Raw genomic sequence first — 25,112 nt, forward strand, 5'->3', positions numbered from 1 at the left:
CCCCCCGCTTTTCCTCCGTCGTTTCCGCCGCCTCTCGTTTGATTCGCGTCCCGCCAGACCGTGAGCGTACGTCGTACACGACTGCCGATTACGAAGATGCGGACTCCGTCGGCGGGGGCCTGTGCTCCCTCCGGGACGAACTCGACTGCGAGAGCCTCGGATTCTCCGTTCTGAAGGCGGACCCCGGATGGGTCGGGAAGGAACACGACCACGCCGACGAGGGCCACGAGGAGGTGTACTTCCTCGTGGAGGGCGAGGCGTCGCTGACCGTAGACGGAGTCGAGGGAACCTCGACAAGCAACCGGATTTCGTCCGGCGACGGCGAGGAGATTCGGATGGAGGCGGGCGACGCGGTGCGCGTCTCCCCCGACGCGACGCGCCAGTCGGAGAACGGACCGTTCGAGAGCACGTTCGTCCTCGCCGGCGCGCCCTGACCGCCGGGCGTCGCCGACCGCGCGAGACGTTCGGGAAATCTAACGGCTCACAGCTATTATCGTCCGCGGGCGAGTACGTGAATTGATGGCACGGATGGAGGACGACCGAATCCCGGTGACGCTCGTCGGCGGAACGCTCGGCGCCGGGAAGACGACGCTCGTGAACAACGTCCTCCGGAACGCCGGAGCGCACGACGTGGCGGTCCTCGTCAACGACATGGGCGAGGTGAACATCGACGCCGAACTCATCGCCGGGTCGGCCGACGACGACGTGATAGACCTCACGAACGGCTGTATCTGCTGTCAGTTGCAGGGCGATTTGGTCGCGGCGGTGAACCGCTTGGCGAGAGAGCGGTCGTTCGACTACCTCCTCGTGGAGGCGTCGGGAATCAGCGACCCCGTCCCCGTCGCGCGGACGTTCCTCGGCGAGACGGAGGGCGAGGAGGACCCGACCGATTACTACCGGTTGGATACGGTCGTCAGCGTCGTGGACGCCTACGGCTTCTGGAAGGAGTTCGACCCCGAAGCCGAACGTCCCGACGGGTCGGACGCGCCGGGCCGGACGCTCGCGGACGTGCTCGTGGACCAAGTGGAGTTCTGCGACGTGTTGGTGCTGAACAAGTGCGACTTGGTCCCCGACGAGGAACTCGACGAGGTGGAGCGAGTCGTCCGCGAACTCCAACCGCGGGCGACCGTCTATCGGGAGACGTACGCCGACGTGAGTCCGGAGGCGGTCCTCGGAACCGGCCTCTTCGACTACGAGGAGGTGAGTCGGGCCGCCGGGTGGAAGCGTCGGATGAGAGAGGGCGACGGCCGGCGGGGAGGTGGCGGCGACGAGGAGAGACACGACGGCCACGAGGAACACGACCACGCCGACGGCGAACACGACCACGCCGCCGCCCACGGCGTCACCTCGTTCCTCTACGAGTCGGACCGCCCGTTCCACCCCGAACGCCTCGACGACTACCTCGAAGCGTGGCCCGACGGCGTCGTCAGGGCGAAGGGGTTCTTCCGCCTCGCCACCCGTCCCGAGACGGTGATGGGGCTGAACCGGGCGGGGCCGTCGGTCACCGCCGGTCCCATCGGTCGGTGGAACGAGGACGACGACAGGCGGACGCGACTCGTCTTCATCGGCACCGACGTGCCCGAGGCGTCGGTCCGGAGCGCACTCGACGACTGTCTGGCGACGGACGCGGAACTCGAAGACGCGGAGGGACTCAGCGACCCGTTCCCGTCTCCGCCGGAGTGACCTGCTCTTTCAACTCGTCCCACGACTCGTCGAACCCGTAGTTCGACCGTTCGGCCTCCGTCTCCGCGAGAGCGGTCTGGTACACGTCGTCGTACTCCAACAGTTGCTCCCACCCCGACTCGCGTATGCTGCAGTAGATGCACATGGATACGGAATCCTGTCGGTGCAGTCGCATAGTCGTTTCGCGCGGATCACATACAGTTCAGAAAGAATATAGTCAACGGGTCTAAGGCGGTAGCGATGGTAAGAAAGATGATGTCAGGGTACCGAGCAACCGTCTCCGGGCGCTGCGACCACTGCGAGTGGGAAGCGCTCTCTACGTCGTACACGGAGATGGTGAAGATGTATCAGGACCACCTCCGGGCGGAACACCCGAAGGCGTGGATGCGGTCCTGAGACGGGTCGTCTCCGTTACGGTTCGAGGACGACCTTCGTCACGCCTTCTTCGCGGTTGTCGAACTTCTCGTACATCTCCGGGGCTTCGTCGAGGCCGACGCGGTGGGAGACGACCCAACTCGGGTCGGCACGTCCCTCGATGATGAGGTCGCGCAGTTGTCGGTTGTACTGTTTCACGTTGGCCTGCCCCGTCCCGAACTTGTGGCCCTTCTCGAACAGTTTCCCGAAGTCGATGCCGATGCGGCCCTGCGCGGACATCTCGTCGGGCGCACCGGGATCGACGGGGAGGTACAGACCCACGACGCCTATCTGACCGGTCGGTCGGACCGTCCGGACGAGTTGGTTGAGGACGATAGCCGGGTTCTCCTTCGCCGGGTCGTACGGTTCGTCCGGGTTATCGCGCACCTCCTCGGGGTCTATGGCCTGATAACCGACGGCGTCGACGCCTTTGTCGACTTGGTCGCCGTGCGCGTCGAGTATCTGCTCCACCGGATCGCTCTCTTGGAAGTTTATCCCCTGCGCGTCGGTGTGTTCCTCCACCATGTCGAGGCGACTCTCCACGCGGTCCACGACGTATATCTCCGAAGCGCCCTTGATGTCGGCGCTGTAGGCGGCCATCATTCCGACCGGTCCGGCCCCGTAGATGGCGATGGACTCTCCGGGTTGGAGGTTCGCCAGTTCGGTGCCGTGCCACCCCGTCGGGAAGATGTCCGCGAGCATCGCGAAGGCGTCCTCGTGTTCGTCGCCCTCGGGGAGTTTCAGCGCGTTGAAGTCCGCGTACGGGATGCGGAGTTGTTCGGCCTGTCCGCCCTGGTACGGTCCCATCGCCACGTACCCGTACGCCCCGCCGGCGAATCCGGGGTTGACGTTGGTACAGAACCCCGTGTAGCCGTTCTCGCAGTTCCGACAGAAGCCGCAGGCCACGTTGAACGGCGCGACGACCCTGTCGCCCTCTTCGAGGGTGCTGACCCCCTCGCCCACTTCGGTGATAACGCCCATGTTCTCGTGGCCGAACACCAGGCCCGGGTCCGCGTCCGTCCGCCCCTCGTACATGTGCAGGTCGGACCCGCAGATGGCCGTCGTCGTGATATCGATGACCACGTCGCTCGGGTGTTGAATCTCCGGTTCGTCCACGTCCTCGATGGACACGTCCTTCGGCCCCTGGTACACTACTGCGCGCATTGTGGTACTTGTTACCTCCACGCATTGCTGAGGGCGGTCGGCAAATATATCATTTTAAACACAAGAGAGACTGTCGCCGGTACTGTTCGCAATTTACGCCGGCGTTTTCACAGCCGCCACGTCCCGGAAGAAATTGCCTCTTCTCGGCCCAGAGCGACGACGACGGCGTTTTGACGGCGGGGGGTCTCGTCCACCGTATGACCGCAGGAGACGGACCGGAACCGGTGACCGACCCCGCCGTCCTCGGCGACGCGGTGTCGCGCGACCGGCGCGCGCCGGCGACCGCACTTCGGGCGGACGCGCCGGGGCGGTCGTACAGTTACTACGACTTCGTCACCACCTCGTACAAGGCGGGGAACGTCCTCCGGTATCTGGGCGTCCGCGAGGGCGACCGGGTGGACGTCGAACCCGACCGCCTCCCCGAACCGGTGTTGACGTTCTACGGCGCGGCGCAGTTGGGTGCCGTCGTCTCGTTCGACCCCGACCCCGACGCGTCGGACCCGCCGCGCGCCGCCGTCGTCCCCGTCGAACGGGAATCCGAGTTCGCCACCGAACCGGGGAGCAAACTCGCCGTCTACGGCGGCCCCCCAGAGCGTCCCACGACGACCCACTGGGAGAAGGAGGTCTGGAGCGAGAACCCGGCGGTCCACCCCGCGTCGGTGGCGGCCGAGGACCCCTTGCTGGCGGCGGACCGGACGTACTCCCACGCCGAGGTTCTCTCCGCGGCGGCGGCCGCCGCCGAGGACGCCGACCTGCGACCGGGCGAGGACGTCGCGGTCCGGGGGTCGCTCTCCCACCCCGGCGTCGTCGCCGCGGGCCTCGTCGCGCCCGTCCTCGTCGGCGCGACGATACTGTTCCCCGACGGGGACGCCGAGGGCGAGGGACCGTCCGGCGACGTTCGGGTCGGCGGGGGACCCGAGCGTCGGGCTATCGACCCCGACTCGGTGTTCGGCGACGACTGAGGCCGGCCGTCTACCGCGCCTCGCGCAGTTCGTCGAGGGCGCCGGGGTTCTCGATGCTGCTCATGTCTCCGAGTTCGTCGCCTTGGTGGACCGCCGAGATGGCGCGCCGGATTATCTTCCCCGACTGCGTCTTCGGGAACTCCGAGACGAACAGCAGTTCCCGCGGGCGGAACGGCTTGCCCTGTTCCTCGCCGACGAGTTCGCGGAGTTCCTCGCGGAGTTGCTCCGAGGGGTCGTACCCGTCTTCGAGGACGACGTACGCGACGACTGCCGTCCCCGTCGTCTCGTCGTCGACGCCGACGGCCGCGGCCTGATTGACGGCGTCGTGTTCGATGAGGACGCCCTCTATCTCGGCGGGGCCGACCTTCCGTCCGGCGACGTTGAGGGCGTCGTCGGCGCGCCCGTGGAGGAACCAGAAGCCGTCCTCGTCCTTCTGGGCCCAGTCGCCGTGGTTCCAAAGCGGCGGGTCCTCGAAGCGACTCCAGTAGGCGTCGAGGTAGCGGTCGTCGCCCGACCACAGCGACTTCGTCATCGACGGACAGGAGTCCCGAGCGACGAGGTAGCCGCGTTCGTGGTCGTCTGCGATGCTCTCGCCCTCGGCGTCCACGATGTCGATATCCATCCCGAGTCCGGGGCCGCCCAGACTGCACGGTTTCAGCGGTTGGTCCGGCATCGGCATGAGGAAACAGCCGCAGATTTCGGTGCCGCCGGAGATGTTCATGATGGGCGCCTCGCGGTTCCCGATTCGGTCGTAGAACCACATCCACGACTCGGGGTCCCACGGTTCGCCCGTCGAACCCAGCAGACGGAGCGACGAGAGGTCGTGCTTCTCGACCCACTCGTCGCCGTGCTTCCGGAGCGCTCTGATGGCCGTCGGCGAGATGCCGAACACCGTCAGGCCGTGGCGGTCTATCATCTCCCAGAAGCGGTCGGGTTCGGGGTGGTCCGGCGCGCCCTCGTACATGAAGACGGTGCCGCCGAACGTGTGGTTCCCCACGAGCGTCCACGGCCCCATCATCCACCCGATGTCCGACACCCAGAAGAAGCGGTCCTCCGGCTTGTGGTCGAAGCCGAAGTAGATCTCCTTGGCCGTCTGCATCTGGATGCCCGCGTGGGTGTGGACGATGCCCTTCGGCTTCCCCGTCGTCCCCGAGGAGTACAGCAGCATCGACTCCTGATTCGCGTCCAGTTCCTTCGTCTCGTACTCCGGGGACCGCGATTCGACCGCCCGGTGCCACCACTCGTCGCGGGCGGTCCACGTGATGGTCGCGTCCTCCCTGTCGGCGAGTCCCAGACGGTCGTAGACGACGGTGTGTTCGACGGTTCCGGCCTCCTCGATGGCCTCGTCGGCGGCGTCCTTCAGGGTGACTTCGCCGCCCCGTCGGTAGAACCCGTCCGCCGTGAACAGCACCGAACACCCCGAGTCTTCGATTCGCGTCGCCGTCGCGTCCACGCCGAACCCCGAGAAGATGGGCACCGCTATCGCGCCGACTTTGAAACAGCCGTAGAGGATGGAGATGACCTCGGGCACCATCGGCATGTAGAGACCGACCGTATCGCCCGTCTCGACGCCGTACGACTCCAGCAGATTGGCCACTTGGTTCGCCTCGCGGTGCACGTCGTGGTACGTCACCCGCCGCACGTCGCCGGGTTCGCCCTCCCAGATGCACGCCACTCGGTTCCGGTCGGGGCTATCGATTGCGGCGTGCCTGTCGAGGACGTTGTGGGCGATGTTTATCTTCCCGCCGGGGTACCACTCCGCGAACTGGGGCCCGTCGGAATCGTCGCGCACCGAGTCGTACCCCTCGTAGAACTCGATTCCGAGGTACTCGACCAGTTCGTCCCAGAACCACTCCACGTCCGAACAGGTTCGGTCTATCAACTCGTCGTAGTCCTCGATGCCGTACTCCCGCATGAACGCCCGGACGTTCGTCGCCTCCGCGAACTCCGGGGAGGGCCGGTGGACCACCTCGTCGGTGTCGGGTACCTGCATATCGTCCGTCCCTTTCTCCGCGCCCACGAAGTAACTTGCCCGAACGATAGTGTATGTCGCTCGCGCCGACGGGTTCCGCCTCGCAGGAATCCTTTTTCGCGCGCGGGTCCTACGTGGGCGCATGTACGTTCGGGACGCCAAGAACCGAGACGAGGTCTGGTTGCTCGACCGAATCGAGGAGATGGGCCTCACAGACCCCGCGTTCCGCTCTCGCGACTACGTCATCGCCTTAGACGAGGAGACGACCGAACGGGCCGGGTTCGGTCGCATCCGCGTCCACCGGGACGGCGACGACGAGGACGGCGCGGAGTTCTGCGAACTCGCCCTCGTGGCGACGCTCGAACGCTGGCGGAGGCAGGGCGTCGGCGCGCACGTGGTCGAACGACTGCTGACGAAGGCGGGCGACGAGGGGTTCGACGACGTGTACGGGTTCACGGCGCAACCCGAGTACGTCCTCCAGTTCGGCTTCTCGCCCGTGGACGGAGAGCAACTTCCCCCGACCCTCGAAGACCGACTCGACGCCGTCCGCGAGGAACGCGGCGACGACGCCATCGCCGTCCGAATCGCCGTCGAGGAGTTCGAGATGCCGCCGCGACTCAGAGAGCGATTCAAGGAGGCCACGCCCGGCGACGACGACGGCGAGGTGACAGTCGAGGAGACGGCCGAGGACTTCGGTATCGACCCCGACGAGGTCACCTACAAGTACGATACGGGGTAGCGGGCTCCGACGCCGGCGTCGCGGGCGGGGTCACGTCCGGTCGTCGAGGAAGTCGGTGCTGAAGACGATGTACGCGAGCACCGTACAGAAGAGGACGGGCGGGAGGATGGCGAACCCCCACAGCGGTTCGGTCCCCATGCCGACGATGAGGACGACGTTGCCGAGGCCGATGAAGAGGAACGGCAGCACCGCGAGGGCCGCCCGCCGTCGGTTCTTGCCGCCGGTTTCGGGCTGAAGCGGTTCCTCGAACTCGTCGGGGGTCGCGTCCGCGCCCGCGCCGGCGTCCGCCTCCGACTCGTCGTCGGCGGACGTAGAGGAGGTGGCCATACCGAAACTGGGGACGCCCAGCGCCAAAAACGCCGCGCCTGCGCCCCCGTCTCTCGACCCCCGACCGCTCGGGTCCGTCAGTTCGCGTCCTCGTACCGCGAGGCGACGGCGACGAGGCCGAACAGGACGGTGAGCACGCCCGCCGCGACGAGGGCGGCGTACAGAGACATAGACAGCGGCGTCGTCGGGATGGTGACCAGACCGCCGAGAACAGCGACCCGCGGGGCGGTTTCGGCCCCGTTGCTCCCGATGAAGAAGCCGACCACCCCGGCGAGGACGACGACGGTAGCCCCCACCCCCAGCAAGATGCGCCGGCCGAGTCCCGGCGTCCCCGACGCCGGTTCGCCGCGGTTCGTCGAATCGGATTCTGCTGACACGCCGCGGACTAGGGCGGCCGCCCGTTTGGCACTTGCCCTTCGTCGTCCACTCGCCCGCCGCGGCGACTCCCGGGACGGCAAAGTACAAACCGCTCCCTCGGGAACCGAGAGGCGATGCCAGAGGAACTCCTCACCCGCGCCCGCGACGCCCTCGACGACGCCTACGTCCCCTACTCGGAGTACTCGGTCGGGGCCGCGCTTCGAACCGCCGACGGCGAGGTGTACGTCGGGTGCAACATCGAGAACGCGAACTACTCGAACAGCCTCCACGCCGAGGAAGTCGCCGTCGCGGAGGCGGTGAAGAACGGCCACACGGCGTTCGAGCGAATCGCCGTCACCTCGGGCGCGAAGGACGGCGTCACCCCCTGCGGGATGTGTCGCCAGACCCTCGCGGAGTTCGCCGACGAGAGCCTCGTCGTCGTCTGCGACGAGGGGGGCGAGGAGACGACGGAGTACACCCTCGGCGAACTCCTGCCCGACACCATCTCCTTGGACACGCTGAACGCGGCGGCGGAGTCCCGCGAGGACGTATAAACAGTTAGGTATCCGGACAGTCTCGTCGCGGTATGAAACGCCGCGCAGTCGTCCTCGCCGCGTTGCTCCTCCTCGCGGGGTGTTCCGGAACCCCCGCGGGCGACGCCACCGCCGGAACCGACGCGTCCGAACTCTCCGCGACGGAGACGCCCACTCCGGAGGCGACGGAAGCGCCGACGGCGACGCCCGTACCGCCGCAGAACCCGTGGCGCGCGGACCCGATAGTCGTCGGCGTCGCCGACGCCGAGAACGACTCCGAGTACGTCGAACTCGTGCGCGAGGCGACGGCGTACTGGGAGACGAACGGGTCCGCGTACGGGTACGAGGCGAACTACGCCGTCCGTCCGAACGCCTCGGATCCCGACATCGTCGTCGAGTTCGCCCACGAACTGGCGTACTGCGACGACTACGACCGGCACACGGTCGGGTGCGCGCCCGTCCTCGACGCCGACTCGACTCCGTTCGGCACGTCCACCGTATCGATAGAGCGCGGGTACACCGACGAGACGACGTTCTCGATACTGAAACACGAGTTCGGACACACCCTCGGACTGACGCACGAGGCGGGTGAGGAACTCGCGTTCATGAACGCGAGCATCGACACCGTCCTCACGCCGAAGCCGAACGCCACCGACCGTCCGATTCCGTGGCGCGACTCGAACCTCACGCTGTACGTGGACTACTCGAACGTCTCCGACGACGAACGCGGGACGTACGAGGCGGAAGTCGCGCACGCGGTCGACTACTACGACGGCGGCGCCGACGGCTACCTCCCGTCGAACGTCACCGTGACGACGGTGCGGAACCGGTCGGCCGCGGACGTCCTCGTGACGTTCCCCGACCGACCCCTCGCGACGGAGGACGGGCGCGGCACGTCGTGGAGCTATCGGTTCGTGGACCCCGACGAGGACGGCAGTCCCGAGTGGTACGTCGAAGGGCGGGTCGCGGTGGTGACCCGCGAGACGAGGCACGTCGACCTGTACCTCGGGTACGGCCTCGGGATGCTGTTCGCGCCCGACTCCCGGAGCGACCTCCCGGACCCGTTCGACGGCGAGGGTCGGTCGCCCGACGACGAGTGGACGTCGCGACGGCGGTGAGCACCGGCGTCTCCCCGGGCGGAAGGAGTGCTTATTTTTGTCGGGGGACCGCACACCCGTCATGAGCGACAGCGAGGACCCGAACGACGAGGTCCAGTACCACATCGAAGTCGGCCCCGAAGACGTCGCGGACACCGTCCTCCTGCCCGGGAACCCCGAGCGAGTGGACAAGATAACCGCCCTCTGGGACGAGTTCGAGGAACGCGGTTCCCACCGCGAGTACCGCACCGCGACGGGCACGTACGAGGGAACGCCCATCTCCGTCACCTCGACGGGCATCGGCGGCCCCTCCGCGGCCATCGCCGCCGAGGAACTCGCCCGAATCGGCGCGGACACGTTCGTCCGCGTCGGGTCCTGCGGCGCTATCCAACCCGAGATGGACGTCGGCGACTTGGTCATCACCTCGGGGGCCGTCAGACAGGAGGGCACCTCCAAGGAGTACGTCCGCGAGGACTACCCGGCCACCGCGGACCACGAAGTCGTCTGCGCCCTCGTCGCGGCCGCCGAACGCCTCGACTACGACTACCACGTCGGACTGACGATGAGCGCAGACTCCTTCTACGCGGGGCAGGGCCGCCCCGGGTTCGAGGGGTTCGAGGCGGCGGGGTCGGAGTCGTTGGTCGAGGACTTGCGGGAGGCGAACGTGAAGAACATCGAGATGGAGGCGGCGACGCTTCTGACCGTCGCGAACGTGTACGGCCTTCGCGCGGGCGCGGTCTGTACCGTCTACGCGAACCGCGTCACCGGGGAGTTCCGGACGGAGGGCGAGTCGCGCGCGGCGAAGACGGCGAGTCTCGCCGTCCACCTCCTCGCGCGCATGGACGAGGTCAAGCGCGCGGCGGGCGTCGACCGCTGGCACGCTGGCCTCTCGCTCGACTGACTTTCGCTTTCTGCGAAATTTTTGCCCCAGTATCTCACTCACTGAAACCCGATAGCAATCACCGCCGCTCTCCGGCGGTCTCGCGCTTGTTCGTTTCAAAGGTCCTTTATCTAATGCCTACGACGGGCCGTCTATGAGCACGCAGGTCGTCGTCCTGGGCTCCGGGTACGCGGGTACCGGTGCCGTCAAACGCCTCGAAGATGAACTCGGCTCGGACGCTGAACTGACGTGGGTCTCGGAGAACGACTACCACCTCGTCCTCCACGAGGCGCACCGCTGCATCCGCGACCCGAGCGTCGAGTCGAAGATTGCGCTCCCCGTAGACGACATCAAGTCCCCCGAGACGAAGTTCGTGAAGGGCCGCGTCGAGAACATCGACGTCGAGGACCGCCTCGTCGAACTCGACGGCGACGACGAAGTCGAATACGACTACCTCCTCGTCTGTCTCGGCTCCGCCACCGCGTTCTACGGCATCGAGGGTCTCGAAGAGTACTCCCACGAACTCAAGGGTCTCGACGACGCCCGAGAGATTCACAGCGCCATCAAGTCGGCCGCAGAGGACGCCTCGCGGGACGACCCCGCGCAGGTCATCGTCGGCGGCGCGGGCCTCTCCGGCATCCAGTCGGCGGGCGAGATAGCGGAGTACCGCGACATCCACCGCGCGCCCATCGACATCACCATCGTCGAGGGTCTCGACGAGGTGTTCCCCGGTAACGACCCCGAACTGCAGGGTGCGCTCCGCAAGCGCCTCGTCGAGAAGGACGTCGAAATCCTCACCGGCGACTTCATCTCGAAGGTCGACGAGGAGAACGTCTACCTCGGCGGCGGCGAGGACGAGGAACCCGACACCTTGGAGTACGACGTCCTCATCTGGACCGGCGGCATCACGGGCCAAGAAGAGGTCGCCGACGCCGACGTGGACAAAGACGAGCGTTCGAACCGCATCTACGCGGACGCGGACTTCCAGACGAGCGACGACCGGGTGTTCGCCCTCGGCGACTCCGCCCTCGTCGAACAGGGACAGGACTCCGTCGCGCCGCCCACCGCGCAGGCCGCGTGGCAGGCCGCGGACGTCGCGGGCGAGAACGTCGCCCGCGCCGTCAAGGGGCAACCGCTGAAGACGTGGAGCCACGAGGACAAGGGGACGCTCATCTCCATCGGCGACGACGCCGTCGCCCACGGCGTGAAACTGCCGATGTTCGGGAAGGTCCCCGTCAACGTGTTCGGCGGCCCCGCCGCGCGAACGCTGAAGAAGAGCGTCGCCACTCGGTGGATTGCGGACATCACCTCCCCGCGCCGCGCGTTAGAGGCGTGGGAGGACATGTAGACGGCGAACGAACCCGCACGGAACCCGACCTCTTTTTCGGAGCGACGGACGACGCGGAGCGACGCCGTCGGGGTACGTCCCCTCGCCCCGACTGCCGTCGCTACTCGACGACGACAGAGAAGAAAAGCGGCCGACCGAGCGTCGGCCTCGGCATCTCTGCAGAGAGCCTCAGTGATTCGGCTCGCCGACTGGCGCGCGCATGTCGTCGATACGGAGGATGAGAATGTTGCTGGTGTCGTCCTTCCCGTCGACGATGCCCTCGACGACGAGCTTCGAAAGCGGCGTCGGGCCGACTTTCACTTCGTCGCCCTCGTGGAAGTCTCGGACGGAGCCTTGGACGTGAATCTCGGCGCGGCACAGTTCCGGGTGGTGAACCGACGAGAGGTCGATACCGTCGACGTTCACGCCGGTGACCGTCTCCCCGTTGTGCTGGAGGGGGACGGAGGCGGGTTCGTCCATCTGGTCGACGTCGAGCGCTTCGTACGCGTTCGCCGTCGGCTTGTAGCCGCCCTTCGGCCCCGGAACGCCCTCGACCAACTGCAGGGCCTTCAGACTCTGCATCTGGTTGCGAATCGTTCCCGGATTCCGGTTTACCTCTTCTGCGATGTCCTCACCTTTCACGGCGTCCTCACTCTGCCGATAGAGGTTTATCAGCGCCGTGAGGATGGTTTTCTGACTCGACGTCAGCTCGATTGATGACATGGTGATTCGTTCGAAGCATACGTCCTTAAATGCGATGGATGAACGGGAGAAACCCGGTGCCGTCTGACAATTTTCGGGTAAATACGTGTGCTATTTTCACAAACGAAGCCCGTATTTCGACCGCGGAGTCCCGTGCCGGTAGTAATTTACACACCGGTCGTAGTTTCCAACGCATGAACGAGAAACGGGCCCTCGTCACTGGGGGTGCCGGATTCATCGGATCGAACCTTGCGAACCATCTCGCGGCCGATAACGACGTTATCGCCGTCGACGATCTCCACCTCGGAACGCCGGAGAATCTCGACGAGGGCGTCGAGTTCGTAGACGCGAGCGTCCTCGACGACGACTTGCCCACCGAGGGCGTGGACGTTCTGTTCCACCTCGCGGCGTACTCCTCGTACACGATGGCCGAGGAGAACAAGCGCGAGGCGACGCGCGTGAACGTCGAAGGGTTCGTCAACGCGGTCGAACAGGCGCGTGAGGACGGGTGCGACACCGTCGTCTACGCGACCACCTCCTCCATCTACGGGTCGCGCACCGACCCGTCCCCCGAGGACATGCCCGTCGAGGCGCGGACCTGCTACGAGGCGTCGAAACTCGCCCGCGAACAGTACGGCGAGTACTTCCATCACCACTACGACATGACGCTCGCGGGCCTCCGATTTTTCTCCGTCTATCAGGGGTACGGCGGGGCCGAGGAGCACAAAGGCGAGTACGCCAACACCGTCGCCCAGTTCGCCCACAAGATTGCGAACGGCGAACGGCCGGAACTGTTCGGCGACGGCTCTCAGACCCGCGATTTCACCCACGTCGAGGATATCGTCCGCGGCATCGAACTCGCCGCCGACCACGAGTTGCAGGGCATCTACAACCTCGGCACCGGCGAGAGCTACGACTTCAACACGATGGTCGAGATGATAAACGAGGAGTTGGGGACGGACGTCGAACCGAAGTACGTCGAGAACCCCCTCGACGTGTACGTCCACGACACGAAGGCCGACCCGACGAAGATGCGGGAGGCCACCGGGTGGGAACCGCAGATTTCCTTCGAGGAGGGCGTCGCACGTGTCTGCGCGCCGTACCGCGAGGAGTAACCGGGGACGGCGGGCGGCGGACGCCGCGGACGCGCCGTACCGACTTCGGCCGCCCGACTACGGCGAATCGCGCTGCTGTTCGACGAACTCGACGGTGACGGTCACTCGCTCGCCCGTCTCGGTGGCGATGGCCTGACGCAACACCCCCGACAACGACGGGTACGACCGGTCCACCGGTCTCCTGACGGTGACGGTCACCTCCCTTCTGTCCTCGGAGACGCCGAGGTCCGAGAACTCGATTTGGACGGCGGTCAGTTCGAGTTTCTCGTAGCCCGGCCCCTCGATTACGTCCTGTACTGCGGTCGTCGCCTGATTCTCGAAGGCTATCTGCTGGGCGAGGAGCACCCCCGGACCGATGGCCGTCGTCACGAACAGGCCGAGGACGACGTACGTCGTCGGGCGCCCCAGCACGGTGCGGACCTTCGCCGCCGCACTCGCGGCTTCCGACCACTGCTGGGGTCGGTACCCGAGGTACCAGAGCGTCGCCGCCCCCGCCAGCACGATGCCGGTGACGTTGACCGCGAGGAGGACGAACGCGCCGAGCGCCACCGTCGGAATCCCCCACGCGACGCCGATGCCGACCGCCGCGGCGGCGGGGAGGATGGCGGCGGCGACGGCGACGCCGACGATGGAGACGGGGAGTTCGGTCGCGAGACCGAACCCGCCGGCCGACCCCGCACAGAGGGCGACGATGAGCGTCAACAGGCCCGGAGACGTTCGACTCGCTATCTGCTGGACGGTCGTCACGCTGAGAGAGGGTGCGACGAACTGCGCCGTCTTCAGTCCCCACCCGAGGGCGGCGGCGGCGACGACGGCGACGGCGAGGCCGGCGAACGTGGACTTGATGCCCTCCACGAACAGCGACCGTTCGTCGAGGGCCGTGCCGACACTCGCGGTGAGTGCGGCCCCGATCTGCGGGGCGATGACCATCGACCCGACGACGAGTGCGGGCGAGTCCAACAGCAACCCCGCCGTGGCGACGAACGCGCTCAGGACGGTCATGCTGTAGTACGTCACCGGCCGCGGGTTGAGGTTGCGCACCTTCGTCCGAATCTCCTCGTTCGAGATGCGTTCTTCCTCCTCGGTGCCGTCCATGTACCGGTCGACGAGCGTCGAGTAGTGCGGCGTCGAGGCCGTCTCCGCGTTGACGATGACGAGGTACTCCTCCTCGATTCCGATGTCCGTCATCGCGTCGCGGACGCGGTCTACCGCCTCCGTCGGCACCGGGAACTGGACCATCTTCTGACCGGGGCCGGTCTCTCCGGCGTCACCGTCGCTCCCGACGTCTCGGACGAAGTCGCCCCCGTCCTCTACGGAGAACACCACCGGGTCGATGTCCTCCTCGCGGAGTGCGTCCAACACGTCGTCGAGGTGTTCCGTTTCGACCAACACCTGCAGCAGTCGCATCGACTGTCGAGAGTGGGGCTGCGCGGAAAGCGACTCTCCCGGGTCGCAGGGGGCGAGAGCCTTCCCGAGGCCGTGAGTCTCTCGTCTCGTTTCGATGACCATAAGCGCGCGAGCGGTGCAGATACGACCATGACGCGACCAACCCGAATCATCGGCGCGCCCATCGACTACGGGGCGAATCGACGCGGCGTGGACATGGGCCCGTCGGCCATCCGCTACGGCGGCCTCGCGGCGCAACTTGAGGACGCCGGCGCGGCCGTCGCCGACGACGGGGACGTCGCCGCGCCCCGCGCCGAGGAACGCGACCCGGAGGCCGAGAAACCGAGCGAAGGCCGGGCGAAGTTCCTCCGCGAGACGAAGGCGGTGTGTACGGCGCTGTCGGACCGCGTGGCCGAGACGCTCGCCGACGACGAACTACCCCTCGTCCTCGGCGGCGACCACTCCATCGCCATCGGGTCCGTCACCGGAAGCGCCCGGAACGCCGACGTCGGCCTCGTCTGGTTCGACGCCCACGGCGACTTCAACACACCCACCACGTCGCCGTCGGGGAACGTCCACGGGATGCCGTTGGCCGCCCTCCTCGGAATCGGCGAGTTCGCGGGCGTCGAGTGGGCCAACGCCGACGGCCTCCGCGAGGAGAACGTCGCCATCGTCGGCCTTCGCTCCGTGGACGAGGCCGAACGGAAGGCGATTCGACAGAGCGAGGTGACCGCCTTCACGATGTCCGACATCGACGAGGAGGGAATCACCGACGTCGTCGATGAGGCTCTCGACGTCGCCACGGCGGGCACCGACGGCATCCACGTCAGCCTCGATTTGGACTGGCTCGACCCCCGGGAGGCGCCGGGCGTCGGGACGCCCGTCCGCGGCGGCGTCAACTACCGCGAGGCCCACTCCGCGTTGGAAACCGTCGCCGAGACGGACGCGCTCCGCTCTCTGGAACTCGTCGAGGTGAACCCCATCCTCGACGAACAGAACGAGACGGCGTCGCTTGCGACCGAACTCGCCGCCAGCGCACTCGGAAAGCGCATCCTGTAACGGGTATCGCTCCTTTCTTCCGACGCTCGTCCGACGCGCCTCCGCGAGACGGCCCCACACCTCGTTTCCGGTGAACTGACGGGTTCTCGGGCGGCGTCGCTCCCGGAATCGGCGGTGCGGCGAAAAGAAAAGTCGGCGTCGGTCGGCGTTACTCGGAGTCGGGTTCGCCGTCTTCGAGAGCCTCGGCGGCGAGTTCGCCGTCGTCCGCCTCGCGGAGTTCCTCGGCGGCGAGTTCGCCGTCCGTCGCCGCGTCGGGGGCGGACTCGTCCGCCTCGGCGTCGGCGTCCGCGTCGGCGTCCACGGCGGTCGAACGCGCCTCGTTGTACACGTCGACGGACGCGACGGCGTCGCCCTCGGCTAAGTCCATCACGATGACGCCCATCGTGTTCCGCCCGACGGTGGAGACGTCCTCGACGGGCGTCCGGACGATTTGGCCCTCGGAACTCATGACGAACAGGTGGTCGCCGTCGCCGACGGTCTCCATCGCGCAGACGGGGCCGTTCCGCTCGTTCGTCTTGATGTCTATCAGGCCCTTCCCGTTGCGGGACTGCGGCCGGTAGTTCTCGATGTCCGTCCGCTTCCCGTACCCGTTCTCGGTGACGGTGAGCACCCAGTTGTGGATGTCCTCGTCCACGGCGGCGACGCCCGCCACCTTGTCTTCGCCTTCGAGGTTGATGCCCCGGACGCCGCGGGCGGACCGACCCATCGGGCGAACCTCGTCCTCGTGGAAGCGGATGGACATCCCCCCGCGGGTGGCGATGACGATGTCGCGTTCGCCGTCGGTCACCTCCACGTCGGCGAGTTCGTCGCCGTCGTCCAACGTGGTGGCGATGATGCCCGTCGAGAGGATGTTCTGGAAGTTCTCGACGTGCGTCCGCTTGATGTACCCCTCGCGGGTGACCATCGTGAGGTACTTGTCCGTCTCGTCTTCGATGTCGGCGCAGTTGACGACGGCGGTAATCTGCTCGCCGTCGTCCAAGTCGAGCAGGTTCACCGCGGACTTCCCGCGGGCGGTCCGGCCCATCTCGGGTATCTGGTACGTCTTCAGCTGGTACACCTGCCCGTGGTTCGTGAAGTACAGCAGGTAGTCGTGGGTGCTCGCGACGAACACCGACGACACCCGGTCGCCCTCCTTCAGTTCGGTGCCGATGATGCCCTTCCCGCCGCGGCGTTGCGCGCGGAAGCTGTCGAGGGACATCCGCTTGATGTAGTCCTCCTCGGTGACGACGACGACGACGTCCTCCTCGGCGATGAGGTCCTCGTGGGTGACGCTGCCGGTGTCCTCGATGAACGAGGTGCGACGCTCGTCGGCGTACTCCTCTCTGATGTCGAGGAGTTCCTCCTCGATGACCGCGTCGAGCTCCGACGCGTCCGAGAGAATCTGGTTCAGGCGGTCGATGCGCTCTTGGACCTCCTCGTACTCGGAGCGAATCTCCTCGGCTTCCATCGAGGTGAGCGAACCGAGCTGCATCGAGACGATGTGGGTCGCTTGGTCCTCGGAGAAGTCGAACGACGGCAGTTCCTCGCCGTCGACTTCGACGGTCTGTTCGCCGCGGAGTGCGGCCTTCGCGTCGTCGCGGCTCTCGGAGTTGCGGATGGTCTCGACCACCGCGTCGATGTTGTCGAGCGCGGTCAGTCGGCCTTCGAGGATGTGCGCTCTGTCCTCGGCCTCGTCGAGTTCGTACTGCGAGCGCCGACGCACGACCTCTCGCCGGTGGTCGAGGTACTCCTCTAAGGTCTCTTTCAGCGTGAGAACCCGGGGTTGACCGTCCACGAGGGCGAGGTTGATGACGCCGAACGTGGATTCGAGGTGGTGTTCCAACAGTTGGTTCTTCACCACTTCGGCGTTCGCGCCGCGCTTGAGTTCGACGACGACGCGGATGCCGTCGCGGTCGGACTCGTCGCGCAGGTCGCGGATGCCCTCTATCTTGCCCTCGTTTACGTCGTCGGCGATGCGTTCGATGAGGCGCGCCTTGTTCGCCTGATACGGTAGCTCCGTGATGACGATGCGGTCGTCGTCCTCGACTTCGAACTCGGCGCGGACGCGGATGCGCCCGCGGCCGGTCTTGTACGCCTTGTGGACGGCGTTTCGGCCGACGATGTTCGCGCCTGTCGGGAAGTCGGGGCCTTTGACGTGCTCCATCAGGTCCTCGACCGTACAGTCGGGGTTCTCGATGAGGTGGACCGTCGCGTCGATGACCTCCCCGAGGTTGTGCGGCGGGATGTTCGTGGACATCCCGACGGCGATGCCGGACGAACCGTTGACGAGCAGGTTCGGGAACGCCGAAGGGAGCACCGCCGGTTCCTGTTTGCGGTCGTCGTAGTTCGCTTGGAAGTCGACGGTGTCCTTGTCGATGTCCGCGAGCAGTTCCTCCGTGATGGAGGCCATCCGCGCCTCCGTGTACCGCATGGCGGCCGGCGGGTCACCGTCCACGGAGCCGAAGTTCCCCTGCCCGTCCACGAGGGGGTAGCGCATCGAGAAGTCCTGCGCCATGCGCGCGAGGGCGTCGTAGATGGCGGAGTCGCCGTGGGGGTGGTAGTCACCCATCGTCTCGCCCACGATGGACGAGGACTTCCGGTGCGAGGACCGGGAGGTGATGCCCGCCTCGTGCATCGCATAGAGGATGCGTCGGTGGACGGGCTTGAGGCCGTCGCGGACGTCCGGTAGCGCCCGCCCCGCGATGACGGACATCGCGTAGTCGATGTACGACTGTTCCATCTCCTGTTCGATGCGGGCCGTCTCCACGTCGGCGGCGATGCCCGCGCCCGGTTCAAATTTGTCTGGTGCGTCGGAACTCATGGTGATTTTCGTGGCTGAGTTAGGTTAGATGTCCACCCACTCGGCGTCGGTGGCGTGCTCTTTGATGAACTGCTTTCGCGGTTCGACGGCGTCGCCCATCAGGATGTTGAACATCCGGTCTGCGGCGGCGGCGTCTTCGATGCTTATCTGCTTGAGAACCCTGTTTTCGGGGTTCATCGTCGTGTCCCACAGCTGGTCGGGGTTCATCTCGCCGAGACCTTTGAACCGCTGGACCTGCGTCGGGTTGCCGTCGCACTTCTCTTCGATTATCCGGTCGCGTTCGGCCTCGGTCATCGCGTCGTACGTCTCGCCGCGGTAGCGAACCCGGTAGAGCGGCGGTTTCGCCGCGTAGACGTAGCCCGCTTCCAGAAGCGGCCGCATGTGACGATAGAGGAGGGTCAACAGAAGCGTCCGGATGTGCGCGCCGTCGACGTCGGCGTCCGTCATCAGGATGATGCGGTGGTACCGCGCGTCCTCGATGTCGAACTCCTCGCCGACGCCCGCCCCGATGGCGGTGATGAGAGAGCGCACCTCGTTGTTCTCCAGCACCCGGTCGAGTCGGTGTTTCTCGACGTTCAGAATCTTCCCCTTCAGGGGGAGGATGGCTTGGAACCGCCGGTCGCGGCCCTGTTTCGCGGACCCGCCCGCGGAGTCACCCTCGACGATGACGAGTTCGGACTCCTCGGGGTCCCGAGACTGGCAGTCGGCGAGTTTGCCCGGCAGCGCCGTCGATTCGAGCGCGGACTTCCGGCGCGTCAGCTCCTCGGCCTTCTTTGCGGCCTTGCGCGCCTTCGCCGCCTCGACGGCCTTCATGACGATAGCTTGGGCCGTGCCCGGATTCTCCTCGAAGTACGTCCCGAGCTGTTCGTGGGTGACGGACTCGACGATGCCTCGGACTTCGCTGTTGCCGAGCTTCGTCTTCGTCTGCCCCTCGAACTGCGGGTCGGGGTGCTTTACGGAGATGACCGCGGTCAGACCCTCGCGGACGTCCTCGCCCTTCAGGGAGTCGAGGTCGTCGAGCAGGTTGTTCTTCTTCGCGTAGTCGTTGACGACGCGGGTGAGCGCCGTCTTGAAGCCCGTGAGGTGGGTGCCTCCCTCGCGGGTGTTGATGTTGTTGGCGAAGGCGTGGATGGAGCCCTGCAGTTCCTCGGTCGCCTGCATCGCCACCTCGACTTCGATGTTCTGCTCCTCGTCGTCGTAGTAGATGACGTCGTCGTGGAGAAGGGTCTTCGTCTCGTTGAGGTAGCCGACGAACTCCCGGATGCCGCCGTCGTATCGGAAACTGCTCGCCTCGTCGGCCACTTCGTCCCGGAGAGCGATTCGGACGCCGGAGTTGAGAAACGCCAGTTCCCGGAGGCGGTTCTCCAGCGTCGAGAAGTCGAAGTCAGTCGTCTCGAAGATGTCGTCGTCGGGCCAGAACCGAATCGTCGTCCCGGTGTCCTCGTCGGGTTCGAGGTCGCGGACGCGTTCGAAGGCGTCGGCCACGGGTTCGCCGTGGTCGAACTCGTGCGTCCAGACCGCGCCGTCTCGCTTTATCTCGACCTCCAACCGCTGAGAGAGGGCGTTGACGACGGAGACGCCGACGCCGTGGAGGCCGCCGGATACTTGGTACGACTTGTTGTCGAACTTCCCGCCCGCGTGGAGGACGGTCATGATGACTTCGACCGCGGGCCGGTCGTACTGTTCGTGCGTATCGACCGGAATGCCGCGGCCGTTGTCTGTGACAGAGACGGACCCGTCGTCGTTCACTGCGACTTCGATCTCGTCGCAGTATCCCGCGAGGGCCTCGTCGATGGAGTTGTCCACGACTTCGTACACGAGGTGGTGGAGACCCCGTGAGTCCGTGGACCCGATGTACATCGCCGGACGTTTTCGGACGGCTTCTAGGCCTTCGAGGACCTGAATTTGCCCGGCCCCGTACTCGCTTTCTCGTGACATAGAACCTGTTACCGCCTAGGCTAGCTCCTCCCTTAAACCCCTCGTACGCGCGCCCGCGTGGGAGAACAATAACACCACGTTCAGGATGCGGTGAATCGCCGGGGGGACGCGATTGCGTCCTCGGACCGCGCCCCCGCCGCCGTTCCTCCGTCGGCCGGTCCCGGGTTCACTTTCACTCCGCTCCCGAACACGTTTTAACCGTCCATCCGGAACTTCTCGGCACAGAATGACCTCGTTCCAGTCGACGCTCGGCGAGGAGTCGGGGATCGCCGAGGAGCTGGCGGAGAGCCAGCGGGCCATCTCCATCGCCGAGTTCTTCGAGAAGAACAAGCACATGCTCGGCTTCGACTCGGGCGCTCGGGGGATGGTCACCGCCGTCAAGGAAGCGGTGGACAACGCCCTCGACGCGACCGAAGAAGCCGGAATCATGCCCGACATCTCGATCGAGATACGCGAGTCGGGCGACTACTACACGCTCGTCGTCGAAGACAACGGGCCGGGGATCACGAGAGAGCAGATTCCGAAGGTCTTCGGGAAGCTCCTCTACGGCTCTCGCTTCCACGCGCGCGAACAGTCACGCGGACAGCAGGGTATCGGTATCTCCGCGGCGGTCCTCTACGCCCAGCTCACCTCCGGCAAACCCGCAAAGATCACGAGTCGGACGCAGGGTGCCGAGACGGCGCAGTACTTCGAGCTCATCATCGACACGGACACGAACGAACCCGAGATTCAGGTCGAAAAGGAGCTCTCTCCCGCCGAATCTGACCTCTCGCCGACCCACGGCACGCGAATCGAAGTCGAGATGGAGGCGAACATGCGCGCCCGCCAGCAGCTCCACAACTACGTGAAGAACACGGCGGTCGTCAACCCTCACGCGCGACTCGTCCTCGACGAACCGGGACTCGACGAACCCCGACAGTACGAACGCGTCGAGGGCGCGAGCCTCCCCGCCGAAACCGAGGAGATTCGACCCCACCCCCACGGGGTCGAACTCGGGACGCTCATCAAGATGCTCGGCGCGACGGAGTCGTACTCCGTCTCGGGCTTCCTGCAGGAGGAGTTCACCCGCGTCGGCGCGAAGACCGCCGGGAAGGTGCTCGATAGCTTCCGCGACCGGCACTTCGGCCGGGAGATGGCGTGGGGCGCGCCCGAACCGGGAGCCGAACTCGAGACCGACCTCGAAACCGCAATCGAGGACGCCGTCGCCAACAAGGGCGCGGCGGCCACCTCAGCGTTCGCCGGCCGCGTCGCCGACACCCTCCGAAACCGCGACCGGACGGCGTACTTCGAGCTCGAATCCATCGTCTCCACCGTCGCGGACGATATCGGCGAGAAACACGGCGTCACCTTCGGCGAGACGGTGCAGGAGAACGCCGTCGACGCGGCGTGGGAGGTTCTCACCGCCGACGTGACGCCCGACCTCTACGGCCTCGTCGACGACGCGACGAGCACCCGGAAGGACGACCGGACGGTCGAGGGCCTCGCGACGCGCCTCGGCGAGAAGTTCACGGACGGCCCCGCCCGACACCGCGCGACGCGGACGCAGGTCCGCGAGTACGTCGACCGGTCGGCGGACGTGCTCGTCTCCGCGAACGACGACATCACCATCGGCGAGACGGCCCGCGAAAACGTCGCGGAGGCCGTCTGGAAGGTGATGCGCACCGTCCCCGACGAGGTGCCGAAGATATCCGAGGTGGCCGAAAGCAGGGACACCGCCTCCGAACTGCTGGAGGCGATGCGCGAGACGGACATCCTCGCGCCGCCGACGAACTGCCTGTCGCCCATCACCGCCGAACTCGTCGAGGCCGGCCTCCGGAAGGAGTACGACGCCGACTTCTACGCCGCGGCGACCCGCGACGCGGAAGTCCACGGCGGCGACCCGTTCATCGTCGAGGCGGGCATCGCCTACGGGGGCGAACTGGAGGACGGCGGGTCGGTGGACCTGCTCCGCTTCGCGAACCGCGTCCCCCTCGTCTACCAGCGAGGGGCCTGCGCCACGACGGACGTGGTAAAGCGCATCGGCTGGCGGAACTACGGCCTCGACCAACCCGGCGGGTCCGGGATGCCGAACGGCCCGGCGGTCATCATGGTCCACGTCGCCTCCACGAACGTCCCGTTCACGAGCGAATCGAAGGACGCACTCGCGAACATCCCGGAGATAGAAGACGAGATAGAGCTCGCCATCCGGGAGGCCGCCCGCGACCTGAAGTCCTACCTCAACAAGCGGCGGTCGATGCAGAAGCGCCGGAAGAAACAGGACGTCCTCGGGAAGATTCTGCCCGAGATGGCCGACAAGCTCTCGGAGGTGACGGGCCGGGAACGGCCGAACATCGACGGCGCGTTGGCGCGCATCATGAACAACGTCGGCGTCGAACGCGTCGTCTCCGACGACACCGTCACCCTGAGCGTCGAGAACCACTCCGACCGCACGGAGGAACCGGACATCACCGAAATCGTCTCCGCGGAACCGGCGGACGTGCCCGACGAGGCAACCGTCGTGGACTTAGACGGCGAGTGGTTCGTCAAGTGGAACCCCTCCGTCCCCGCCGGGGAGACGGTCGAACTCACCTACACCGTCGCATCGGACGCGTCGTTCGACATCAACGTCGACGGCGTCGAGACGGAGAAACTGACCGTTAACACGTAAGACAATGAGCACGAAATCAGACGACGAACTCGCGCGCGAACGTCTCATCGACCTCGCGGTGGAGTTCTACGACCAGTTCGAGGAGGGGGACATCCCCCACATGGACATCCCCACGCGGACGAAGAGCAACATCGTCTTCGACGAGGACTCGAAGGTGTGGGTGTACGGCGACCGCAAATCGACGCGCTCTGCGAACAGCGTTCGCGGGGCGCGGAAGTTGCTGAAGGCGACGTACGCCATCGAGTTCCTCGTCCGCCAACTCGAAGAGGACCGCTCTTCGACCCTGCGTGAACTCTACTACCTCTCCGAGTCGTGGGACGCAGAGGAGGCGCACTTCAACGACCAAGACGAGTCGAATCAGCTGATAGAGGACCTCGAAATCGTCTCGAAGGTCACCCGCGAGGACTTCCACATGCGCCCCGAGGAGTCCGGGGCGACGCTCATGGGTCCGCTCGAACTCCGCGAGCAGACCCGCCGCGGCGAACGCGAGATTCACTGCCAACTTGACGTCGGCGAGGGGGGCTACCAGATTCCGAACAACCCCGACACCATCGAGTTCCTCGACCACGACATCGACTTCATCCTCTGCGTGGAGACCGGCGGGATGCGCGACCGGCTCATCGAGAACGGCTTCGACGACCAGTACAACTGTCTCGTCGTCCACCTGAAGGGGCAACCCGCCCGCGCGACGCGCCGCATCACCAAGCGCCTCCACGACGAACTCGACCTGCCCGTGGTGGTCTTCACCGACGGCGACCCGTGGTCGTACCGCATCTACGGGTCCGTCGCCTACGGGTCCATCAAGTCGGCGCACCTCTCCGAGTACCTCGCGACGCCCGAGGCGCAGTTCATCGGCATCCAACCCGAGGACATCGTGGAGTACGACCTGCCGACGGACCCCCTCTCGGACTCGGACGTGAACGCGCTCCAGTCGGAACTCGACGACCCGCGCTTCCAGTCCGACTACTGGACCGAGCAGATAGAGCTCCAACTCGACATCGAGAAGAAGGCCGAACAGCAGGCGCTGGCCTCTCGGGGGCTTGACTTCGTGACCGACGAGTACCTGCCCACTCGACTCGACGAGATGGGCGTCCTCTGAGCGGTCACGACAGCGCCGACAGCACGTCCTCTCTCGCGCGGAGGAACGCCGTCAGGTGGTCGCCGTCGTACGCGTCGCTTTTCGCACCCGGAATCCGCTCGGTTAGCCACCGCGCCGCCGCCGGCGTCGCGTTCCTGTCTTCGCGCCCGTAGCGAACCGCCGTCTCGACGGTCACCTCGCCTACGTCGAACCCCCACGGACGCTCGAACAGACGCATCTCGCGGGCGACGCCCGCCGCCCCTCGCCGGAACGCCGCCTCGACGTCGGCTTCGAGGGTCTCGAAGACGCCCTCGGGGTCCGAAACGACTTCTCTGACGCCGTCGGGGTCGCCGTACAGCGACGCTACTTTCTCCGGCGGGGCGTCGCCGAGCGTCCGAGCCTGTACGGTCAACAGCGGTCGTAAGAGAACGGGCGCGTACCGGCCGAGAACGGAGAGGACGCGGAGCGCCGCGGCGGCGTCGCCCGTCGCCCCCGACGGCGGCGACGGCGGACAGACGAGCGACAGTTCCGCGACGCGCCCCGGACGCGTCGCCGCGAGGGCGAGGGCGTGCGGCGCGCCGCCGGAGAACCCGATTACGGGGGCCGCACCGACGCCAACGTCGTCCGCGACGGCGAGCGCGTCCGCCGCCCGCTCCGCCAGCGACCCCTCCGGGAGGGGGTCCGTCCCCCCGATACCCGGCCGGTCGGGACAGAGGAGGCGGACGCCGCGTTCGCGGGCCGCCTCGGCGAGGAGGCCCCCGAGGACCCGCGACCCGGGCGTCCCGTGGAAGAACAGGGCGGCGTCGCCGTTCGGGTCGCCGAACTCGGCGTACGCGACGGTTCGACCGTCCGACGCCGTCGTCTCCGTTCGTCGCTCCGGTTCCGCGTTCGCCCTCGCGCCTGCGCGTTCGCTCATGGTCGTCTCCCCCGCG

The 25,112-nt window shown here is 66.5% G+C and carries 23 protein-coding genes; 13 read left to right on the top strand and 10 right to left on the bottom strand.

Translation table 11 applies throughout. The features are described from left to right. The first annotated feature begins 38 nt into the window (after positions 1–38). Positions 39–434 (top strand): cupin, encoded by a 396-nt coding sequence (locus BLS11_RS06585; RefSeq protein ID WP_394327390.1) that lies wholly within the window; start codon positions 39–41, stop codon positions 432–434. Between the two features lie 85 nt (positions 435–519). Beyond that, the gene (locus BLS11_RS06590; protein WP_092534886.1) at positions 520–1,683 is read left to right on the top strand and encodes a CobW family GTP-binding protein; all 1,164 of its coding nucleotides are present in this window, start codon (positions 520–522) and stop codon (positions 1,681–1,683) included. Here the strand turns inward: BLS11_RS06590 and BLS11_RS19330 are convergent. Further along, on the bottom strand, positions 1,652–1,828 hold the full coding sequence (locus BLS11_RS19330; protein ID WP_175454399.1) for a hypothetical protein: 177 nt from the start codon (positions 1,826–1,828) through the stop codon (positions 1,652–1,654). The two genes, BLS11_RS06590 and BLS11_RS19330, sit on opposite strands and share 32 nt — an antisense overlap. Before the next feature lie 110 nt (positions 1,829–1,938). Between BLS11_RS19330 and BLS11_RS19335 the strand changes: the two genes are divergently transcribed. Beyond that, complete coding sequence (locus BLS11_RS19335; RefSeq protein ID WP_175454389.1) at positions 1,939–2,079, top strand: hypothetical protein; 141 nt, start codon at positions 1,939–1,941, stop codon at positions 2,077–2,079. A 15-nt stretch (positions 2,080–2,094) separates the two neighbouring features. On the opposite strand, the gene BLS11_RS06600 is transcribed toward BLS11_RS19335, so the two are convergent. Then, complete coding sequence (locus tag BLS11_RS06600) at positions 2,095–3,261, bottom strand: glutathione-independent formaldehyde dehydrogenase (protein ID WP_092534892.1); 1,167 nt, start codon at positions 3,259–3,261, stop codon at positions 2,095–2,097. Positions 3,262–3,458: 197 nt separating this feature from the next. Between BLS11_RS06600 and BLS11_RS06605 the strand changes: the two genes are divergently transcribed. Beyond that, on the top strand, positions 3,459–4,223 hold the full coding sequence (locus tag BLS11_RS06605; RefSeq protein WP_114936160.1) for an acyl-CoA synthetase family protein: 765 nt from the start codon (positions 3,459–3,461) through the stop codon (positions 4,221–4,223). A gap of 10 nt (positions 4,224–4,233) precedes the next feature. Here BLS11_RS06605 and BLS11_RS06610 read toward each other — a convergent pair whose 3' ends face one another. After that, positions 4,234–6,216: an AMP-binding protein gene (locus tag BLS11_RS06610; RefSeq protein ID WP_092537171.1), complete on the bottom strand. Its 1,983-nt coding sequence runs from the start codon at positions 6,214–6,216 to the stop codon at positions 4,234–4,236. A gap of 121 nt (positions 6,217–6,337) precedes the next feature. Here BLS11_RS06610 and BLS11_RS06615 point away from each other — a divergent pair, with 121 nt between their 5' ends. Further along, entirely contained in the window at positions 6,338–6,934 is a 597-nt protein-coding gene (locus BLS11_RS06615; RefSeq protein WP_092534895.1) for a GNAT family N-acetyltransferase, read from the top strand. Between the two features lie 30 nt (positions 6,935–6,964). Here the strand turns inward: BLS11_RS06615 and BLS11_RS06620 are convergent, their stop codons facing one another. Together BLS11_RS06620 and BLS11_RS06625 are read right to left on the bottom strand one after the other, a co-directional pair. Next, positions 6,965–7,261, bottom strand: a complete 297-nt coding sequence (locus BLS11_RS06620; protein WP_092534898.1) for a DUF8142 family protein — start codon at positions 7,259–7,261, stop codon at positions 6,965–6,967. Between the two features lie 77 nt (positions 7,262–7,338). Then, complete coding sequence (locus BLS11_RS06625) at positions 7,339–7,638, bottom strand: DUF7520 family protein (RefSeq protein ID WP_092534901.1); 300 nt, start codon at positions 7,636–7,638, stop codon at positions 7,339–7,341. A gap of 114 nt (positions 7,639–7,752) precedes the next feature. Here BLS11_RS06625 and cdd point away from each other — a divergent pair, with 114 nt between their 5' ends. The 4 genes from cdd to BLS11_RS06645 all read left to right on the top strand — a co-directional run bounded on the left by cdd (position 7,753) and on the right by BLS11_RS06645 (position 11,476). Further along, complete coding sequence (cdd, locus tag BLS11_RS06630) at positions 7,753–8,172, top strand: cytidine deaminase (protein WP_092534904.1); 420 nt, start codon at positions 7,753–7,755, stop codon at positions 8,170–8,172. A 32-nt stretch (positions 8,173–8,204) separates the two neighbouring features. Beyond that, positions 8,205–9,269, top strand: a complete 1,065-nt coding sequence (locus BLS11_RS06635) for a zinc metalloprotease (protein WP_092534907.1) — start codon at positions 8,205–8,207, stop codon at positions 9,267–9,269. A 61-nt stretch (positions 9,270–9,330) separates the two neighbouring features. Continuing rightward, a complete protein-coding gene (locus BLS11_RS06640) occupies positions 9,331–10,149 on the top strand; it encodes a nucleoside phosphorylase (RefSeq protein WP_092534910.1) in 819 nt (272 codons plus the stop codon). A 133-nt stretch (positions 10,150–10,282) separates the two neighbouring features. After that, positions 10,283–11,476: an NAD(P)/FAD-dependent oxidoreductase gene (locus BLS11_RS06645; protein WP_092534913.1), complete on the top strand. Its 1,194-nt coding sequence runs from the start codon at positions 10,283–10,285 to the stop codon at positions 11,474–11,476. Positions 11,477–11,644: 168 nt separating this feature from the next. Here BLS11_RS06645 and BLS11_RS06650 read toward each other — a convergent pair whose 3' ends face one another. After that, positions 11,645–12,178 carry an Rrf2 family transcriptional regulator gene (locus BLS11_RS06650; protein WP_092534916.1) on the bottom strand — a complete coding sequence of 178 codons (534 nt, stop codon included), beginning with the start codon at positions 12,176–12,178 and terminating at the stop codon, positions 11,645–11,647. A gap of 173 nt (positions 12,179–12,351) precedes the next feature. Here BLS11_RS06650 and BLS11_RS06655 point away from each other — a divergent pair, with 173 nt between their 5' ends. Continuing rightward, positions 12,352–13,272 (top strand): NAD-dependent epimerase/dehydratase family protein, encoded by a 921-nt coding sequence (locus BLS11_RS06655; RefSeq protein ID WP_092534919.1) that lies wholly within the window; start codon positions 12,352–12,354, stop codon positions 13,270–13,272. 57 nt (positions 13,273–13,329) lie between these two features. On the opposite strand, the gene BLS11_RS06660 is transcribed toward BLS11_RS06655, so the two are convergent. Next, entirely contained in the window at positions 13,330–14,679 is a 1,350-nt protein-coding gene (locus tag BLS11_RS06660; RefSeq protein ID WP_092537174.1) for a TIGR00341 family protein, read from the bottom strand. Positions 14,680–14,808: 129 nt separating this feature from the next. Between BLS11_RS06660 and rocF the strand changes: the two genes are divergently transcribed. Beyond that, positions 14,809–15,717, top strand: coding sequence for an arginase (rocF, locus tag BLS11_RS06665; protein WP_092534922.1), 909 nt, complete (start codon positions 14,809–14,811; stop codon positions 15,715–15,717). Positions 15,718–15,865: 148 nt separating this feature from the next. Here the strand turns inward: rocF and gyrA are convergent, their stop codons facing one another. Further along, positions 15,866–18,517, bottom strand: a complete 2,652-nt coding sequence (gene gyrA, locus BLS11_RS06670) for a DNA gyrase subunit A (protein WP_092534925.1) — start codon at positions 18,515–18,517, stop codon at positions 15,866–15,868. 24 nt (positions 18,518–18,541) lie between these two features. Then, positions 18,542–20,455 (bottom strand): DNA topoisomerase (ATP-hydrolyzing) subunit B, encoded by a 1,914-nt coding sequence (gene gyrB / locus BLS11_RS06675; protein WP_092534928.1) that lies wholly within the window; start codon positions 20,453–20,455, stop codon positions 18,542–18,544. A 226-nt stretch (positions 20,456–20,681) separates the two neighbouring features. On the opposite strand from gyrB, the gene BLS11_RS06680 reads away from it, so the two are divergent. Beyond that, positions 20,682–23,102, top strand: a complete 2,421-nt coding sequence (locus tag BLS11_RS06680) for a DNA topoisomerase VI subunit B (RefSeq protein ID WP_092534931.1) — start codon at positions 20,682–20,684, stop codon at positions 23,100–23,102. Positions 23,103–23,106: 4 nt separating this feature from the next. After that, positions 23,107–24,201 carry a DNA topoisomerase IV subunit A gene (locus tag BLS11_RS06685; RefSeq protein WP_092534934.1) on the top strand — a complete coding sequence of 365 codons (1,095 nt, stop codon included), beginning with the start codon at positions 23,107–23,109 and terminating at the stop codon, positions 24,199–24,201. 4 nt (positions 24,202–24,205) lie between these two features. Here BLS11_RS06685 and BLS11_RS06690 read toward each other — a convergent pair whose 3' ends face one another. Beyond that, a complete protein-coding gene (locus BLS11_RS06690) occupies positions 24,206–25,096 on the bottom strand; it encodes an alpha/beta hydrolase (protein WP_092534937.1) in 891 nt (296 codons plus the stop codon). Between the last annotated feature and the right edge of the window lie 16 nt (positions 25,097–25,112).

It is taken from the genome of Halopelagius longus (assembly GCF_900100875.1).
Classification (GTDB): domain Archaea; phylum Halobacteriota; class Halobacteria; order Halobacteriales; family Haloferacaceae; genus Halopelagius; species Halopelagius longus.

Coding starts and splice junctions, on each gene's coding strand:
- BLS11_RS06590 (WP_092534886.1), top strand. CDS start 520: ATGGCACGGATGGAGGACGACCGAATCCCGGTGACGCTCGTCGGCGGA.
- BLS11_RS06690 (WP_092534937.1), bottom strand. CDS start 25,096: ATGAGCGAACGCGCAGGCGCGAGGGCGAACGCGGAACCGGAGCGACGA.
- BLS11_RS06640 (WP_092534910.1), top strand. CDS start 9,331: ATGAGCGACAGCGAGGACCCGAACGACGAGGTCCAGTACCACATCGAA.
- BLS11_RS19330 (WP_175454399.1), bottom strand. CDS start 1,828: ATGTGCATCTACTGCAGCATACGCGAGTCGGGGTGGGAGCAACTGTTG.
- BLS11_RS06660 (WP_092537174.1), bottom strand. CDS start 14,679: ATGCGACTGCTGCAGGTGTTGGTCGAAACGGAACACCTCGACGACGTG.
- BLS11_RS19335 (WP_175454389.1), top strand. CDS start 1,939: ATGTCAGGGTACCGAGCAACCGTCTCCGGGCGCTGCGACCACTGCGAG.
- BLS11_RS06610 (WP_092537171.1), bottom strand. CDS start 6,216: ATGCAGGTACCCGACACCGACGAGGTGGTCCACCGGCCCTCCCCGGAG.
- rocF (WP_092534922.1), top strand. CDS start 14,809: ATGACGCGACCAACCCGAATCATCGGCGCGCCCATCGACTACGGGGCG.
- BLS11_RS06680 (WP_092534931.1), top strand. CDS start 20,682: ATGACCTCGTTCCAGTCGACGCTCGGCGAGGAGTCGGGGATCGCCGAG.
- BLS11_RS06655 (WP_092534919.1), top strand. CDS start 12,352: ATGAACGAGAAACGGGCCCTCGTCACTGGGGGTGCCGGATTCATCGGA.
- BLS11_RS06600 (WP_092534892.1), bottom strand. CDS start 3,261: ATGCGCGCAGTAGTGTACCAGGGGCCGAAGGACGTGTCCATCGAGGAC.
- BLS11_RS06650 (WP_092534916.1), bottom strand. CDS start 12,178: ATGTCATCAATCGAGCTGACGTCGAGTCAGAAAACCATCCTCACGGCG.
- BLS11_RS06620 (WP_092534898.1), bottom strand. CDS start 7,261: ATGGCCACCTCCTCTACGTCCGCCGACGACGAGTCGGAGGCGGACGCC.
- BLS11_RS06645 (WP_092534913.1), top strand. CDS start 10,283: ATGAGCACGCAGGTCGTCGTCCTGGGCTCCGGGTACGCGGGTACCGGT.
- BLS11_RS06615 (WP_092534895.1), top strand. CDS start 6,338: ATGTACGTTCGGGACGCCAAGAACCGAGACGAGGTCTGGTTGCTCGAC.
- BLS11_RS06635 (WP_092534907.1), top strand. CDS start 8,205: ATGAAACGCCGCGCAGTCGTCCTCGCCGCGTTGCTCCTCCTCGCGGGG.
- BLS11_RS06685 (WP_092534934.1), top strand. CDS start 23,107: ATGAGCACGAAATCAGACGACGAACTCGCGCGCGAACGTCTCATCGAC.
- cdd (WP_092534904.1), top strand. CDS start 7,753: ATGCCAGAGGAACTCCTCACCCGCGCCCGCGACGCCCTCGACGACGCC.
- gyrA (WP_092534925.1), bottom strand. CDS start 18,517: ATGAGTTCCGACGCACCAGACAAATTTGAACCGGGCGCGGGCATCGCC.
- gyrB (WP_092534928.1), bottom strand. CDS start 20,455: ATGTCACGAGAAAGCGAGTACGGGGCCGGGCAAATTCAGGTCCTCGAA.
- BLS11_RS06605 (WP_114936160.1), top strand. CDS start 3,459: ATGACCGCAGGAGACGGACCGGAACCGGTGACCGACCCCGCCGTCCTC.